We start from the raw sequence: 16867 nt of genomic DNA, 5'->3' as shown, positions 1-16867 counted from the left end.
TTCATGTGGGAAAAAATTCCTCAGTGCGAGACAAAACCATGTTCGAGACCTTCGGATTTGAAAACCTGACCGCCCCGCAAGTCACAGTGTTCTTTGCACTGGCTGTTGGCGTCCTGTTTGGTTTCTTTGCAGAGCGCACTCAATTCTGTTTTCGACGTGCCTTGGTCGGTCATGACCGGCGCGCCGCGGCAGGCGTCTGGTTGCTCGCTTTGGCAGTTGCGATGATCGGCACACAGGTGGCCGTGTTCGCCGAGCTGATCTCGTTCGGGGATCACCGCTTTATGACATCTGACCTTCCGGTCGTGGCCATTTTGCTGGGCGGCGCCCTGTTTGGCGCAGGCATGGTTTTGACCCGAGGCTGTGCATCTCGGCTCACGGTTCTTAGCGGAACCGGAAATCTTCGTGCGTTGATGGTTCTTTTCATCTTTGCATTTGTTGCACATGCCACGTTGAAGGGTCTTTTGTCGCCGTTGCGGGTTGGCTTGGGCGGTATCACGGTTTCCCTTGAAAACGCCGCCCTGCCCGGTCCCGCAGGTCTTTGGGTTGCTGTTGTCGTACTTGTGGCCCTGCTTGTTGCGGTACGTTCCGGGAACACACTACTGCGCCTTTTAGGTGCGGTCGCCATCGGGGCCTTGGTGCCCTTGGCGTGGGTTGGAACAGGGTTCGTGCTTTATGACGATTTCGATCCCGTTGCATTTGAAAGCCTGTCTTTCACAGCCCCCGCAGCGGACTCGCTGTTCTTCACCGTGGCCTCAACCGCCGTCAGCGCAAACTTTGGTGTCGGTCTGATCGGCGGCGTGATCGCGGGCAGCCTTCTGGCCTCTCTCCTGTTCAAGAGCTTTCAATGGCGGAGCTTTGAAACCCCGAGGCAGACAGGCCGCTATATGTTTGGCGCTGTGCTGATGGGGTTTGGTGGCGTCTTGGCGGGCGGCTGCACCGTGGGCGCGGGTCTGTCTGGCCTGCCCACACTCTCGATCTCTGCCGTGCTTGCGGTTGCCGCCATCGCAGCGGGTGCCCTGGCCACAAACAGCGTGCTTAGTGCATCTTTGCGCGGATCCGGCGCACCATCCACCACACCGCCGCTACAACCGGCAGAGTGACAAGCGCTGTAAGCTCTCCCTTGCCAAGCCCCGATGCTTTGGCAAGGGGATAGGCCGCGTAGGACACCAGCGATACCGCATAATAGCTGATAGCGACCACAGACAGCCCTTCCACAGTTTCCTGCAGGCGCAGCGCCTGATCCGCGCGCCGGTCCATGCTTTCCAGCAACGCCTGATTTTGCGCAGACCGCGCAACATCCACCTTGGTTCTCAGCAATTCGCCCGCACGGGTCGACCGCTGGGAAAGATCCCCCAGCCTTGTTTGCGTCGATGCCACCGTGCGCATGGCCGGATCATAACGTCGCATCATAAATTCAGAAAACGTCTGACGCCCGTTATAGCGCTCTTCCCGCATGACCTTGATGCGTTGATGCACAATCGTTTCATACGCCCCCGTCGCACCGAAACGGAACGCACTTTCGGCAATCATGCTCTCGAGTTCGGCCGAGATCTGCAAAAGCGGCTCCAACGTCACCTCTGGCGCAGCATCCCCGCGGCTTATCTGGCCCATCAACCCCGTGAGATCGCGCTCTAGCGCACCAAGTGGTTCGGACATCGCCTTCACACGGCTCAGCCCCAACATGGACATTGCCTTGTAGGTCTCGATCTCGCACATCCGTTGCACGATCCGACCGATACGTCGCGCCCCCGTCCCTTTGGTCACAAAAGCCGCCATACGCATGTGACCCGCTGGATTGATCCGGAAATCCGTTGCGATCACTGCGGCCCCATCCAGAACATCAGACACTGCAAGGCTCTCGGGCACGAACCAGTCCTTGAGGTGACCTTGCATCACCTTGTCTGTCGGGCGTTCCTCGACCCGTATCAATGTCGACGTCACGCGCACGCCCGGAATGGCCTCAAGCCAATCTTCGGGAAACACTTCGAACTCGGCCGGATCAAAGGCACGCGCGCTCAGCCCCGGTGTAAACACGGTATAGGTCACAAATTCCGTGTGTTGTTCCCATTTCAGACAATGACGCCCGATCTGCCCAGAGTAATGCGTTGCCCCCGGTTGCGGATGAGGTGCCCCATGGCGATCCAACAGATCACACAAATGTTCCAGATCTTTCAACCTGTCTCGCCCCACGGCATTGACCGGTTGTTTAACGGCCAAAAACACGGCTGTGCACGGTGCTTCCAAGGATGGGAACGGCCGCGCATGCAGCTCGTTGGCCAGTTTGTAACGAAGCGGATGGTCGCTTATTGGGGGCATTTTCGGTCTCCAGACATTTCGCGAGACTACCCATTTCGACACACTTGTAAAGAAAAATGTTATTTTTCAATTGGTTAGCGGAATACTACGGTATACAGTTTTTAGTCTGGCCGTCAAAATCCAAGTGTTCCTCAAACTTTACAGGGATTTATGGTACAAGGTGTCGCATAATTTTTCACTTTATGGGGTACGCAGATCATGCCCGTCTTTAATGGAACAGCTCTTAACGACACTTTGACTGGCACGATTGGCGCTGACACGCTGAACGGGCTTGAAGGAAACGACGTTTTGGTTGGTGACCTTGGTGGCGACTATATTGATGGCGGTACCGGTCGGGACACAGTCCGGTATTCTTTGTCAGAGCTTGGTGTCCAAATTGACCTTTTGACTGCAACCGCGTCCGGCGGCGAAGCTCAGGGCGATACGCTCGTTTCCATCGAACACGTCACGGGCAGCAACCTTGAGGATGTTATTCGCGGTGATGATCTGACCAATCGACTGGTAGGAAAAGGGGGCAATGACACCCTTGAAGGTCGCGATGGGAACGACACAATTCGTGGCGGGGATGGCGCGGATTCCCTTGTCGGGGGAGTAGGTCTCGATCTGTTATCTTACAGCGGATCTTCAGCTGGCGTCACTGTCCATCTGGAAACGCAATTCGCTTCGGGTGGGGCCGCCACGGGCGACATTTTTCATGGCTTCGAACATCTTCGCGGGTCCGACAATGCTGATCACCTGACAGGCAGCAGTATCAACAATCGAATTATTGGTGGTGCTGGAGATGACTCTCTCTATGGACTGTCCGGTAATGACACTCTGGACGGTGGTGCCGGCGCGGATTGGTTCGACGGTGGAGAGGGGTTTGACGTCGTCACCTACAAGCATGCGACGATATTCCGGTACGGCGCCATCATTGATGTGCGCCTTGAAACCTCGAGTGGCGCTGCCGCAGGCGACCAGTTCACCTCGATTGAGGGGTTTGTCGGAACAACCGTCGGGGACAGCTTTGTTCTGGGTGATGAAGACAATCGTGTGTTCGGGCATGATGGCAACGATTTCATCGACGCCGGTCGCGGCGATGACACCCTGATCGGCGGAGTCGGGGCCGATTTTCTGCACGGGAGTGTCGGCAGCGATACCGCCGGATATGCCGCGTCTGATGCCGGCATTTCGGTAAACCTTCAAACTGGCAGCGCGACCGGAGGCCATGCAACCGGTGACACGTTAAGCTGGATTGAAAACATCAGCGGTTCGTCTTTTGACGACAACATCGCAGGCAGCATTCTTGACAACAGGCTGCGCGGAAGCGCGGGCAACGACACACTAACAGGTATCGATGGCCGTGATACTCTGGTTGGTGGCGCAGGGGCAGACCATTTTGCATATGTGTCCCGCGACGGCCACCTTACGACAAACGACGCAGACTCGCTGGCGATCGGGGCTTTTCGCAACACGGATTTTGACATCATCAAGGACTTCACGTCCGGCGAAGACCTTTTGCAGATGACCGCTGCCGAATTTTCGGGGGCCATATACAACACCCAGTCTATTGATGATCTGGGCCTTGAAGACGCCAGTGATGCGGCCTTTGCTTTTCACAACGGACACCTGTTCCATGTCCGCTATGAAACGGCCGCCGATTTTTCAAATGGCATTGTGGATGTCGTTCACCTGGCAAGGCTTTTGAATGTCGAGAGTCTTGCCCAATCAGATTTTGATTTCGTGTAAAGCAAAAAGGGCGCTTTTAACGAGCGCCCTTTTCAATGTAATGTGAAGCTGTTTACTGGATCATCGTCAACAGTTGATCCAGCGAGGCTTTAGCGTCGCCATAGAACATGCGCGTGTTCTCTTTGAAGAACAGCGGGTTCTCGATGCCCGAGTAACCTGTACCCTGACCACGTTTCGACACGAAAACCTGCTTGGCTTTCCAGCATTCCAGAACCGGCATCCCAGCGATGGGGCTGTTTGGATCTTCCTGAGCAGCCGGGTTCACGATGTCGTTCGAGCCGATCACAATCGCGACGTCCGTTTCCGGGAAATCATCGTTGATCTCGTCCATTTCCATAACGATGTCGTAAGGCACTTTGGCTTCTGCAAGCAGAACGTTCATGTGACCTGGCAGACGGCCTGCAACGGGGTGAATTGCGAAACGCACTTCCTTGCCCTTTGCACGCAGACGACGGGTCAGCTCGGCAACGTTTTGCTGTGCTTGCGCAACGGCCATACCGTAGCCCGGGATGATGATGACGCTGTCAGCTTCTTCCAAAGCAGTGGCAACTCCATCTGCGTCAATGGCGATCTGTTCGCCTTCAACTTCCATCGCAGGACCACCGGTTGCTCCGCCAAAGCCGCCAAGGATAACACTGACGAACGAGCGGTTCATCGCCTTACACATGATGTAGGACAGGATCGCACCTGATGAGCCAACCAGTGCACCCACAACAATCAACAGGTCGTTGCCAAGGCTGAAACCAATCGCGGCCGCGGCCCAACCCGAATACGAGTTCAGCATCGACACAACCACCGGCATGTCGGCGCCGCCGATGCCCATGATCAGGTGATAGCCGATGAACAGCGCGGCAATTGTCAGAACCAGCAGCGGCAGGAAGCCACCAGAGTTAAGGTACCAGATCAGGCTGAGCAACGAGATACCTGCTGCTGCAGCGTTCAGCATATGCCCGCCGGGCAGTTTGGTTGCGGCCGAGGTCACTTTGCCCGACAGTTTTCCGTAGGCAATGACTGAACCTGTGAAGGTCACGGCACCGATCCAAATACCCAAGCTGGCTTCAACCCGCAGAATATTGATTTCAACGCCTTCTTTCTTGGCCAAAAGGGCTGCAAAACCGTCGAGACCTGCCGCCAGTTCTTTTGACAGTGGCAAGGTTCCGTCCGGGCTCATCGACATGACATTGCCCAGTTCGAAATGGGCGTTAAAGCCCACGAACACCGCCGCCAAACCGACCAGCGCGTGCATGCCGGCCACCAGTTCGGGCATCTGGGTCATTTCGACCTTTGAGGCCAGTTGGTATCCGATCATGCCACCTGCTGCGATCAGGATGATCGACAGCCACCACAGGCCCGCACCGGGACCAATCAGCGTGGCGAACACCGCCAGACCCATGCCCACAATGCCGTACCAGACGGCGCGCTTTGCGCTTTCCTGACCAGACAGACCGCCCAGCGACAGGATAAAGAGAACAGCTGCAACCACATAGGCTGCTGTTGTGAATCCGAATTCCATAATCCCGACCCCCTTACGATTTCTGGAACATGGCGAGCATGCGCCGTGTCACAAGGAAGCCGCCAAAGATGTTGATCCCGGCCATAAAGACGGAAAGCGCGGCCAACAGGATCACCAGGAAGCTGCCAGAACCGATTTGCATCAGCGCGCCTAGAATGATGATCGACGAAATGGCGTTTGTAACAGCCATCAGCGGGGTGTGCAGCGAATGCGCGACGTTCCAGATCACCTGGAAGCCAACAAAGACCGCCAGAACAAACACGATAAAATGCTGCATGAAGCTGGCTGGTGCAACAAGACCGACACCCAGCAAGAGTGCGCCACCAACCGCCAGCAAGGTCACCTGCTGTTTGGTCTGTGCCTTGAATGCGGCCACTTCTGCGGCGCGCTTTTCTTCGGGCGTCAGCTCGGGAACGGTTTCCTTCGGCTTGGCCGCAATCGCCTGAACTTTTGGCGGGGGCGGTGGGAAGGTGATTTCGCCCTGATGGGTGACTGTCGCGCCGCGGATCACGTCATCTTCCATGTCGTGATTGATCTGACCGTCTTTTTCAGGGGTCAGGTCTGTCATCATGTGACGGATGTTGGTCGCATACAAAGTCGATGCCTGCGATGCCATGCGCGACGGGAAATCTGTGTAGCCGATAATGGTCACGCCATTCTCGGTCACGATCTTCTCGTCCATCACGGTCATTTTGCAGTTGCCGCCTTTTTCCGCAGCAAGGTCAACAATGACCGAACCCGGCTTCATGGCGGCGACCATGTCCTCGGTCCACAGTTCCGGCGCTTCGCGGTTCGGAATAAGGGCCGTGGTGATCACGATATCGACTTCAGGGGCCAGTTCACGGAACTTGGCCAGCTGTGCTTCGCGGAACTCGGGGCTTGAGACCGAAGCATAACCGCCGGTGGCTGCGCCATCCTGCTGTTCTTCTTCGAAATCAAGGTAAACGAACTCGGCGCCCATTGATTCGACTTGTTCCGCAACTTCCGGACGCACATCGAATGCATATGTAATGGCACCCAGCGATGTGGATGTCCCGATCGCGGCAAGACCTGCAACACCGGCGCCCACAACCAGAACCTTGGCCGGGGGCACTTTACCCGCAGCTGTGATCTGGCCGGTAAAGAAACGGCCAAAGTTGTTGCCCGCTTCGATAACAGCGCGATAACCCGCGATGTTTGCCATCGAAGACAGCGCGTCCATTTTCTGGGCACGGCTGATGCGTGGCACCATTTCCATGGCGATCACGTTGGCACCTTTGGCCTTTGCGGCCTCCATGCCTTCTTCATTTCCTGCCGGATTGAAGAACGAAATCAATGTTTTGTCTTTGTTAAGACGTTTCAGTTCTGTTGCGTCAGGTTGGCGTACCTTTGCAATGATGTCGACGGCCTTCCACAATGCGGCGGCAGTCTTGAGAACTTCTACACCTGCGGCTTCGTAGTCTGCATCAGAGAAGCCGGCCTTTGCACCTGCTCCTGTTTCGATGGCACATTCGTAGCCCAGTTTTTGAAGCTGTTTTGCCGAGTCCGGAGTCATCGCGACCCGGTTCTCGCCTTCAAACACCTCAGTTGGCGTTCCTATTTTCAACTTTCCTATCCCCCTTATGGTCGAAGAGTAAGATTATTTCACGCAAGCTATGCTGCACTTGCGAAAAGTTTTAACGCCCTACTCTTTGCTGCACAAGCAAAAGGACAGAGCGCCCGTAGTTCTACGCCGTAACGTCATCACACCCATCGCCGCACCTTTTCACAATAGCGGGCAAAATCTGCTCTGAACTTACGTCGCAAGCGGTTTTCCTCGGGGATCACAAAGCGTTTCTCAACGATCCACAGGAATATGGGCACTAACGGCAGCGACAGCACCGCATCCCAGTACAGGATCAATCCGGCCAGAACCAAAACATCTCCGACATAGATCGGGTTTCGGCTGCGGCTGAATATGCCTGTCGTCACCAGATGATCTGCCTCTTTATGAGGAATGATCGTGGTGTTGTTTCTGTTCATCTCGTAGACGGCCAAAGCCATCAGAACGAGACCTCCCCCAACAAAGAGGCCGCCCAGAAGGTCGGCCCAAACGGGCCCAAAGGACAGGCCCATCGGGTAATAGGTCGCCTGCCCCCAAGCAACGACAAGCGCTGCGAAAAGCCAGACAGGAGGAAAATCAATCCGTTTCATGGTTTATATGCCGCCGTTTCCTGCCAGCCACGCAGGCCGGTTTGTAAAACGACCACGTTTTCGCGTCCCAACAAGCGCGCCGCAAAGGTGGCCTGCGACGACAGCGTGCCGGTATTGCAATAAAAGACGACCATGCCCGTTTCGGGAATTTCATCCAAACGCGCGGGCACCTCGCGCCATTCGATATGAACGGCCCCCGGAATATGCCCGGCTTGGAATTGCTCGGCATCCCGGGTGTCCACGAACATCGCGGCCTCAAAGACGTCTTTTTCCAACTGGGCAGGCAAAAGGATGCCGGCCTCGTAGGTGGCAAAATCCATGTAATCGACAATTGCTTCTGCCACGGGGTCTTCGTCCGCAAATGCAGAAGACGCCAAGCAGAGGGCACACAATACAGGGATAAACCGAGTCATACGATCTCCTTTAACGACGTTTTCAATTCCTGCAACGCCGCATTTTGTCTTTTAGTGAAAATAGGACAGAATGACTGCCCATACCTTGGTATTGGTACAGGCGTTCGTCACTTTTACTCCCATTCCATCTCTTCAAAGACACGACCTGCGTTTTTTGTGGCAAGTTCGTCAAAGGTGTCGAGGGTCTTCCAACGCTCTTGATCGACGTAATAGGCGCTTGCAAGATCACCACCCTCGTCAATATGCGCGCCGATTTTTTCGCGCAGGTCGACAAGGTAGTCATGCGTATAGCGGCGCACCTGCGCCAGGTTTGTAGGATGGCCATGTCCGGGAATGACATAGGTGGGGTTGAGAACATCCATCTTCTCTTCCCATGTTTCAATCCAGCACGAGGTACAAATCCCCTCAAAGATCGGCAACATCCGCTCGTGGAAAGCGATATCACCCGCAATCAGCATCCCCCACTGGGGCAACCAAACCTGTGTGTCCCCCGGATCATGGGCGGGGCCCATGTGCATCACTTCAATCTCGACCCCGCCGAGGGTCACTTTGTAGCTGTCTTCAAACGACAGGTTTGGCGTAACGGTGCGCGTGCCTTCGGCTTTGTCGCGATTGTACCGTTCCATGTTCTGAAGGATAAAGTCCGCCTCTGACGAGAAGGCTTCGATGGCATCCACATGCGCAAGGATATCGACGCCCTGATCCATCCAATAGGCGTTGCCCAGCATGGCGTGCCCCTGCCCGTTTTCGTTAATGACCAGTTTGACCGGCTGGTCCGTCACGGCTTTGATCTCGTCATGAAGCGCCTTGGCAAGACGCACCGAGGCACCACCATTCACGACCACGACGCCTTCGTCTGTCACAACAAAAGACAGGTTGTTGTTGTGGCCCGAGTTTTCATAGGTCGGAGGCGCCGTCGCGCCAATGGCCGAAAACACATGCGGGATCACTTCGACCGGTTTTGAATACAGTTCCGACTGCGGATACTGGTCCGCGATATCTTCACTTGCTTGTGCAAATCCGGTTGCGGCCAAAAATGTGCCCACTGCAAAAGTAGCAATACGTGTCATCAACGTTCCTCCTGACGTTTGTTGTCCAAAGCAATAATAGACAAATTCACAGATGTGAATGGATAAGAAAGTGACGGAACGGCGCACCTTGCAACATACTCGTCGGTATGTAGGGTAAATTCCAATAAGGGAGGACAATATGCATCTTAAAGGAAAACACGCTCTGGTGACCGGAGGCGGAACTGGAATCGGCTTGGCTATTTCACGCGCTTTGGCCGAGGCTGGCGCCCAAGTGACCATCACCGGACGCCGCGCCGAGGTCTTGGAAGACGCGGCGGGTAATGGTCTTTTTGCCCTACCGATGGATGTCAGTGATGAAGCATCCGTTGTGGAAGGCACCGCCAGTGCCGTCGCTGCACGCGGGCCGATCCAGATTTGCGTTGCGAACGCGGGCATTGCCGAAGGGCGCGCTTTTCACAAGTCTTCGCTGGAAGAATGGCGCCATATGATGGGCATCAATGTTGACGGGGCGTTCCTCACCATCCGCGAGAGCCTGAAAACCATGGTTTCGACGGATTGGGGCCGTGTTATCGGCGTGTCTTCGATCGCTGGACTGCGTGGTCTCAAAGGGGCCCCGTGTTATTCGGCGTCCAAACACGCACTGAATGGCATGATCAAGGCACTTTCCGCAGATTATGCCACCACGCCCTTCACCTTCAATTCGCTCTGCCCCGCTTATGTTGACACGGACATTATCACTCGCAACGTCGACAGCATTTCCAAACGCGCCGGCGTGAGCGAAGCTGAGGCCCGCAAGATGATGGTTGGCGTCAATCCGCACGGTCGCCTGGTCACCTCGGAAGAGGTTGCAGAAGCCGCAATGTTCCTGTGCGGACCGAATTCCGGCAGCATGAATGGACAGACCATTCAAATCTCCGGAGGCGAGATGTAAGGTCGCCCCATGAATCGGGACGAATTTAACACATTTTGCAGCAGCTTCCCCGCCACCTCGCATGTGGTGCAGTGGGGAAACTCGGACGTCTGGAAGGTCGCGGACAAGGTGTTCGCGATCTGCGGCTGGAATGACGGGCGCGATGCGTTCACTTTTAAAGTCACGGAAATCGCCTTTGAGGTCCTGCCGGAAACACCCGGCATCCGCCCTGCCCCCTATCTTGCCTCGCGGGGCATGAAATGGTTGCAGGTCTTTGACCTGCCCGGCCTGTCCGATTCAGAACTGCGTCGCCATATCGGAATTTCCTACGATCTTGTGGCCAGAGGACTGTCCAAGAAGAAGCGCCTGGCCTTGGGCATTCCACTGAACGACGAAAGCTAAACCACGCGTTTTGTGCCGCATTTGGAAACCAGACAAATGATCTGTTTCCGTTTTGAAAACAGATTGCGCGACTATGGTTTGCCCTAGTGCACGAACGCCGGCACCTCCAAACGCATTTAAATATTTATATTTCAAATGTTTAAATGGAGTAATCAGCCAGAAAACCCAAATCTAGGGGCGCTTTCCAATTACGTGCATCGTTTCCTGCATCGCCACAATTCAGAAACAATGACCACATTTACCACTCAATTGATCACGATTTGACCCAATTGAGGCCCAACCCCCTCATCATACACACCTGAACGGCGGGAAACCGTCTTGCGATTGAGATCGTCCACTTTGGAGCGGTTTTGCGAACAGGAGTGAAAAACAATGCCACGCGGTTATCTTGTCAGTCTGGGCGACTTTGTCCTCGACAACGATGATGGCATCGGTGGCGGATACACATTTTTCACAACGGATACTGTGCTCGGCAACGGCACATGGGAATGGTCCGGAACCTATTTTGGTACGACATATACTGATGAAACCGAACCCGGTGTTTATTATCTTTCAACCGATGGGGCTGTCTATTTCGTTCCGGATTATGGTCGGGTTTCCTCGATCACCGAAGCGACGGTAACCAGCGCGCCGAGCTTTACAACACGAGATGGCATCATTCGGGGCACGGGTCAAAGTGAACTGATTGATGACCAGTATGTCGACAACCAAGGCGACGCAATTGACGACGGCTTTGGCGGTGGTCCCGATGGCAACAATGATACCGTTTTTGCCAACAACGGCGACGATACAATCGAGTCCGGTCTCGGCGATGACCTCGTTTATGGTGAGAAGGGTGACGACAGTATCCTGGGCGGCACCGGAAACGACGAGCTTTATGGCGACCGGGAAAATGATACGACCGACGAAATCCTGAACTGGAGTGAAGAAGGTTCTGACGGAACGGATCTCAGTGGTGGCTTCACGCAAAACACCGGCGAGATGAACGTTTCGGTCTCATTCACGTCGCTTGGAAACAACCAACCCGATTATACCGTCGAAACCTCTGATACGATTTACACAACGGGCAGCGAAACCTTTGACGACTCCTCGTCGCTTTTGCTGTTTGGCACCGGCGACGGGGACACTTCCCGCACCACCATCGATTTTGCGGCGAGCGCAGGAAGCGACGCAGGAGACGAAGTCGAAAACGTCCTCTTCCGGATTTCGGACATCGACTGGTCCGCGGGAAACCACGAAGACCTCGTGACCATCAATGCCTATGATGCCCAAGGAAATCTGGTCGACGTCGATATTACGCCCGGTGCAAACGACACGGTTCTCAACAACACAATCACAGCGGGCGAAGTTTCGGAAGACTCCTCCGATGCAACCGGATCTGCTTTGGTTTCGATCGAAGGGCCAGTCGCCAGCATTGTAATCGACTATGCCAACGGGCTCGGCGGTTCACAGGGCATCTGGGTGTCCAACATCCACTTTGATGCGGTTTATGTACAGGGTGGTGATGACTATATCGACGGCGAAGACGGCGATGATCTTCTTTATGGCCAACAAGGCCTGGATACTCTGTTTGGCGGTGACGGGGACGACACGCTGGATGGCGGGATCGATGCCGACAGCCTTGTCGGGGGTATAGGTAACGACTCGATCAATGTATCACATGGTGACACCGCCGAAGGTGGCGACGGCGACGACATCTTTCTGCTCATCGAACTTGGCGAAGACAACACGGATACCATCAACATCGTCGGTGGCGAAGGCGCCGAAACCGACGGTGATATTCTGTATCTTGATACGGTCGGCGATCCGTCCACCATCGTCTTTACCAATACGGATGACGCAAACGGCGGATACACCGGATCATTCCAGTTGTTTGATGGCACCGTCGTCAACTTTGCCGAAATCGAAGACATTTTTGATGACGAAGGCGAAAGCCTTCTGCCGCCCATCTGCTTTACGCCCGGCACTCGTATTCTGACACAGCACGGCGAACGCCCCGTTGAAACCCTGAAAGCAGGTGATCTGGTGCTGACCAAAGATGACGGTCTCCAACCAATCCGCTGGATCGGCGCGAGCAAGACAGACGGCACCGGCGACTTTGCCCCTGTTCGCTTGTCAAAAGAGGCACTGGACGGGGCCCAGCGCGATCTTCTGGTGTCCCCGCAACACCGGTTCCTGATGGACAACTGGATGAACGAGCTTTTGTTTGGAGACCGCGAGGTCTTTGCTTCGGCCACGCATCTTGAAGACGGAAACCTTGTGCGTCGCGAGCCCTGCGAAAAGGTCACCTATGTGCATATGATGCTGGACCGGCATCAAGTCGTTTTCGCAGAAGGCGTTGCAACAGAGAGTTTTTATGCGGGCGACGTGGGCGTTGCCGCCATGACCGCAACAGCCCGAGAAGCAATGTTCCGTGCATTTCCGCATCTGAGAGAAGACCTGTCGGCCTATGGCGCGACAGCCCGCCCGTGCCTGCGCAGGCACGAAGTGGACCTGTTAAGATCATCCAACAGGCAGACGCCGCCGCCCCTGCGGTTCAAAGCGGCTTAATCCCACAAAACGAAACAGACGGTTATGCGGATTTGAGAACAGCTTGTGTCTTGCGCCCGTCGGCCCATGCACGCACCGCATCTCCGAAAGCTTCGAACAATGGCCGTGACACCGGATCGTTTGCCGCGTCCCATTCCGGATGCCATTGCACCGAAAGCGTAAATCCGGGCGCATCTTCAATATAGATCGCTTCGGGGGTGCCATCAGGTGCATGCCCATCCACGACAACCCGCGCGCCGGGTTCTTTGACACCCTGTCCGTGCAGCGTGTTGGTCATAACCTTCTGCGATCCCATAAGACGTTGGAAAACGCCGCTCTCTTTGAAAGAGACAACGTGGCGCAGGGCAAATTTCTCTTCGAGCGTCCCATCGGGCGGCATACGGTGGTTGTCACGTCCCGGCAGGTCGCGAATTTCGGGATAGAGTGACCCACCCATCGCAACGTTCACCTCTTGGAAGCCACGGCAAATCCCGAGAAAGGGTTGGCCGCTTTCGACACAGGCCCGCACCAAAGGCAAAGTGATGGCATCCCGTGCGCGGTCGAACTCTCCGTGGGCATCGGTTGCGGCCTCGCCATAATGTTCAGGGTGCACATTCGGGCGCCCGCCCGTCAACAGAAAGCCGTCGCAATGGGTCAGCAATTCTTCAACAGACAGAAATCTCGGGTCCGCAGGCACAAGCAGCGGCATACATCCAGACACACAGGAAATCGCTTCGGAGTTCATCGTGCCCCCTGCATGCGCAGGGTATTGATCATTCAAAAGATATGAATTGCCGATAATTCCGACGACGGGACGGGACATGTGTATTCCTTTGTTGCTCTCACATATTAGATAATATGCTCGGGCCCTGTTGGAAACACCCCAAGTCGTAACATCGCGTCAAACCCGTCGGGTTTTGGGGCGCCGCCCCTAGCATACGCGCATTTATGCGGCGCAAACTCGCGTGAAATACGCGGGGTGCTGCGCCAGATCCGGACGCAGCCCCCGGTTTTCTTCAGGCTTCGCCGATCAGGCCCGCCGCTTCGATCCCCGCCAGCGCGGCGACAGCATCGTTGTCAGACGTATCACCCGTCACCCCAACAGCACCGATAACGGCGCCTTTTTTGTCGCGCAGCAACACACCGCCCGGCACGGGAATGACCTGACCGCCATAGACGCCGTTGACGGCTGCCATGAAATAGGCCTGCTGTTCGGCGCGCGCCATTTGCGCACTGCCCGCCATGCCCAGCATCACAGCACCGTAAGCCTTACCATGTGCAATCGCGAAACGACCGGGAGCCGCACCGTCTTCGCGTTCGAATGCTTGCACGTGTCCGCCTGCATCCAGAACAACAACCGACAAGGGCTTCAGTTCCATTTCACGTCCTTTTTCGAACGTCTTACGCATGATTGTGCGTGCCTTGCGCAGCGAAATAGCCATGCTCTTTACCTCATTCTTATCAGAAAAATTCCAAGACAGGATTGAGGGGGATTGCCCCCTCACCTTCGGGAACAAAAGATCACAATGTCGCCTTCAGTTCCAGACGTCTCGCGTGCAAAACTGGCTCGGTATAGCCCGAAGGCTGTACACGCCCGCGGAAAACCAGATCACATGCCGCCTGAAACGCGATACCGTCAAACGACGGGGCCATCGTCCGATAGGTCGGATCGCTTGCGTTCTGACGGTCGACAACAGCCGCCATCTTCTGCAACGCGGCCATGACCTGTGCTTCGTCCACCACACCGTGATGCAACCAATTGGCCAGGGCCTGTGATGAAATCCGGCAGGTGGCGCGATCTTCCATCAGGCCAACGTCGTGAATATCAGGTACCTTTGAGCATCCAACGCCCTGATCCACCCAGCGCACGACATATCCCAGAATACCCTGCGCGTTGTTTTCGATCTCTTGCTGGATATCTTCGTCAGACAGGTTTTCGCCGCTCATGACCGGAATGGTCAGCAGATCATCAAGCGATCCACGTGCACCACCAGCCTTGATCTCGTTCTGGCGGGCCAGAACATCGACATCATGGTAATGCGTGGCATGCAGGGTTGCAGCCGTGGGCGACGGCACCCATGCGCAATTTGCGCCGGATTTCGGATGGCCGATTTTCTGTTCCAGCATGGCGCCCATAAGATCAGGCATCGCCCACATGCCTTTGCCGATCTGTGCCTTGCCCTGCAATCCACAGGCCAGCCCTACATCGACGTTTCGATCTTCATAAGACAAAATCCAGGGCGTCGTTTTCATCTCGCCTTTTCGCAAGAAAGGTCCCGCCTCCATCGAGGTGTGGATTTCATCGCCCGTCCGGTCAAGGAAGCCTGTGTTGATAAAGGCAACTCGGTGTTTCGCGGCGCGAATACACTCTTTCAGGTTTGCACTGGTGCGGCGTTCTTCGTCCATGATGCCAATCTTGACCGTATGGCGCGGCAACCCAAGAATGTCTTCAACCGTATCAAAAATGCGGTCGGTAAAGGCAACCTCTTCGGGGCCGTGCATCTTGGGTTTCACGATATAAACCGAACCGTGTACCGAATTGCCGCTTGCACGCTGCAGGTCGTGCATGGCGATCATGACCGTGGTCAAACCGTCCATCAGGCCTTCGCCAATTTCATTGCCGTCCCTGTCCAACGCGGCAGGGTTGGTCATCAGATGCCCGACATTACGGATCAGCATCAAGGAACGCCCTTTGAGTGACGCCGTCTGTCCCGCCGGATCCGTATAGGACACGTCATCATTCAAAATACGGGTGATGGTTTTGCCGCCTTTGATGACATCTTCGGCCAAGTCACGCTTCATGAGGCCCAGCCAGTTGCCATAGGCCTGAACCTTGTCTTCTGCATCGACGCAAGCAACCGAGTCTTCACAGTCCATGATTGTGGACAGTGCGGATTCGAGGGTGATGTCGTTGATACCTGCCCCGTCTGTCGCGCCGATATTGCCGCTTGGGTCGATTTCGATCACGATGTGCAGACCGTTGTTTTTCAAAAGCACACGCGACGGCGCAGCCGCATCTCCGGCATGGCCCGCGAAGTGCGCCGTGTTTTTCAGCGCAGGCACCATTGCCCCGTCGACAACGGTGAGGGCTGACACGTCTTTCCATGATCCGTCAGCCAAGGGCACGGCTTTGTCCAGAAAGCCACGCCCCCATGCAATGACACGTGCCCCGCGTTCAGCGTCGTATCCTTTGCCCGACGGAAGATCGCCCATTGCGTCAGTGCCATAAAGGCCATCATACAATGATCCCCAACGCGCATTGGCCGCGTTCAGGGCAAACCGTGCGTTGGTTATCGGCACAACAAGCTGTGGTCCCGGTACAGCTGCGATTTCGGGATCGACGTTCGCCGTCTCGATGGCAAAATTTTCGCCTTCGGGCAGCAGATAACCGATGTCCGTCAAGAATGACTTATAAGCCTCCGCATCATGGGCCTGCCCTTTGCGAGCCTGATGCCAGCCGTCCAGCTGTTGCTGCATGTCTTCACGCACCTCCAGCAAACGCCGGTTTTCCGGGCCAAGATCATGGGCCAGCGTGCTCAGACCTTTCCAGTAGGTGTCCGCAGAGACGCCGGTGCCAGGCAACGCGCTTTGCTCGATGAATGTCACCAAAGCAGGGTCCACCTGCAATCCGAATTTTTCGATACGATCCGACATTATGTACGTCTGCCTCCTAGAACGACTACGGCTGTTCGTCTCGATTTAGAGCAGAAGTTTCCTATAGGCAACAAAATTGGTTATTTTGCCTTACCAATATCAGATACAATATTTTCGAGATAATCCCCGCCTCATGAAACCTTGGGTCCGGACCGATGCATTCCGGTCTTGCAGCCGCCTTGGGTTCGATTAGGGTTCC

14 protein-coding genes are annotated in these 16867 nt (G+C 55.5%); 5 read left to right on the top strand and 9 right to left on the bottom strand.

What is annotated here, in order from left to right:
• Positions 1 to 38 precede the first annotated feature (38 nt).
• The gene (locus PH7735_RS05735; protein WP_058310325.1) at positions 39 to 1100 is read left to right on the top strand and encodes a YeeE/YedE family protein; all 1062 of its coding nucleotides are present in this window, start codon (positions 39 to 41) and stop codon (positions 1098 to 1100) included.
• Here PH7735_RS05735 and PH7735_RS05730 read toward each other — a convergent pair.
• On the bottom strand, positions 1036 to 2316 hold the full coding sequence (locus PH7735_RS05730; RefSeq protein ID WP_058310324.1) for a DUF3422 family protein: 1281 nt from the start codon (positions 2314 to 2316) through the stop codon (positions 1036 to 1038). The genes PH7735_RS05735 and PH7735_RS05730 overlap by 65 nt on opposite strands.
• Positions 2317 to 2514: 198 nt before the next feature.
• On the opposite strand from PH7735_RS05730, the gene PH7735_RS05725 reads away from it, so the two are divergent.
• Positions 2515 to 4044, top strand: coding sequence for a calcium-binding protein (locus tag PH7735_RS05725; RefSeq protein WP_082645137.1), 1530 nt, complete (start codon positions 2515 to 2517; stop codon positions 4042 to 4044).
• A 52-nt stretch (positions 4045 to 4096) separates the two neighbouring features.
• Here PH7735_RS05725 and PH7735_RS05720 read toward each other — a convergent pair whose 3' ends face one another.
• The 5 genes from PH7735_RS05720 to PH7735_RS05700 form a co-directional block, all read right to left on the bottom strand.
• Complete coding sequence (locus PH7735_RS05720) at positions 4097 to 5557, bottom strand: NAD(P)(+) transhydrogenase (Re/Si-specific) subunit beta (protein WP_058310322.1); 1461 nt, start codon at positions 5555 to 5557, stop codon at positions 4097 to 4099.
• 13 nt (positions 5558 to 5570) lie between these two features.
• On the bottom strand, positions 5571 to 7142 hold the full coding sequence (locus PH7735_RS05715; protein WP_058310321.1) for a Re/Si-specific NAD(P)(+) transhydrogenase subunit alpha: 1572 nt from the start codon (positions 7140 to 7142) through the stop codon (positions 5571 to 5573).
• A gap of 137 nt (positions 7143 to 7279) precedes the next feature.
• The gene (locus PH7735_RS05710) at positions 7280 to 7729 is read right to left on the bottom strand and encodes a methyltransferase family protein (RefSeq protein WP_058310320.1); all 450 of its coding nucleotides are present in this window, start codon (positions 7727 to 7729) and stop codon (positions 7280 to 7282) included.
• Positions 7726 to 8142: a rhodanese-like domain-containing protein gene (locus tag PH7735_RS05705; RefSeq protein ID WP_058310319.1), complete on the bottom strand. Its 417-nt coding sequence runs from the start codon at positions 8140 to 8142 to the stop codon at positions 7726 to 7728. Before PH7735_RS05705 ends, PH7735_RS05710 begins: the two co-directional genes overlap by 4 nt.
• Positions 8143 to 8255: 113 nt before the next feature.
• Complete coding sequence (locus tag PH7735_RS05700) at positions 8256 to 9212, bottom strand: MBL fold metallo-hydrolase (protein WP_058310318.1); 957 nt, start codon at positions 9210 to 9212, stop codon at positions 8256 to 8258.
• Between the two features lie 139 nt (positions 9213 to 9351).
• Between PH7735_RS05700 and PH7735_RS05695 the strand changes: the two genes are divergently transcribed.
• From PH7735_RS05695 to PH7735_RS05685, 3 genes are all read left to right on the top strand, one after another.
• Entirely contained in the window at positions 9352 to 10104 is a 753-nt protein-coding gene (locus PH7735_RS05695; RefSeq protein ID WP_058310317.1) for an SDR family NAD(P)-dependent oxidoreductase, read from the top strand.
• A gap of 9 nt (positions 10105 to 10113) precedes the next feature.
• Entirely contained in the window at positions 10114 to 10485 is a 372-nt protein-coding gene (locus PH7735_RS05690; RefSeq protein WP_058310316.1) for an MmcQ/YjbR family DNA-binding protein, read from the top strand.
• 372 nt (positions 10486 to 10857) lie between these two features.
• Positions 10858 to 13035, top strand: coding sequence for a Hint domain-containing protein (locus PH7735_RS05685; RefSeq protein ID WP_058310315.1), 2178 nt, complete (start codon positions 10858 to 10860; stop codon positions 13033 to 13035).
• Positions 13036 to 13057: 22 nt separating this feature from the next.
• On the opposite strand, the gene PH7735_RS05680 is transcribed toward PH7735_RS05685, so the two are convergent.
• From PH7735_RS05680 to PH7735_RS05670, 3 genes are all read right to left on the bottom strand, one after another.
• Positions 13058 to 13837: a gamma-glutamyl-gamma-aminobutyrate hydrolase family protein gene (locus tag PH7735_RS05680; protein WP_058310314.1), complete on the bottom strand. Its 780-nt coding sequence runs from the start codon at positions 13835 to 13837 to the stop codon at positions 13058 to 13060.
• A gap of 193 nt (positions 13838 to 14030) precedes the next feature.
• Positions 14031 to 14456, bottom strand: a complete 426-nt coding sequence (locus PH7735_RS05675) for a GlcG/HbpS family heme-binding protein (RefSeq protein WP_058310313.1) — start codon at positions 14454 to 14456, stop codon at positions 14031 to 14033.
• A 79-nt stretch (positions 14457 to 14535) separates the two neighbouring features.
• A complete protein-coding gene (locus PH7735_RS05670) occupies positions 14536 to 16668 on the bottom strand; it encodes a malate synthase G (protein WP_058310312.1) in 2133 nt (710 codons plus the stop codon).
• Positions 16669 to 16867 lie beyond the last annotated feature (199 nt).

The organism is Shimia thalassica, from assembly GCF_001458215.1.
GTDB lineage: Bacteria > Pseudomonadota > Alphaproteobacteria > Rhodobacterales > Rhodobacteraceae > Shimia > Shimia thalassica.
This window is presented reverse-complemented; position numbering and strand designations above follow the sequence as displayed.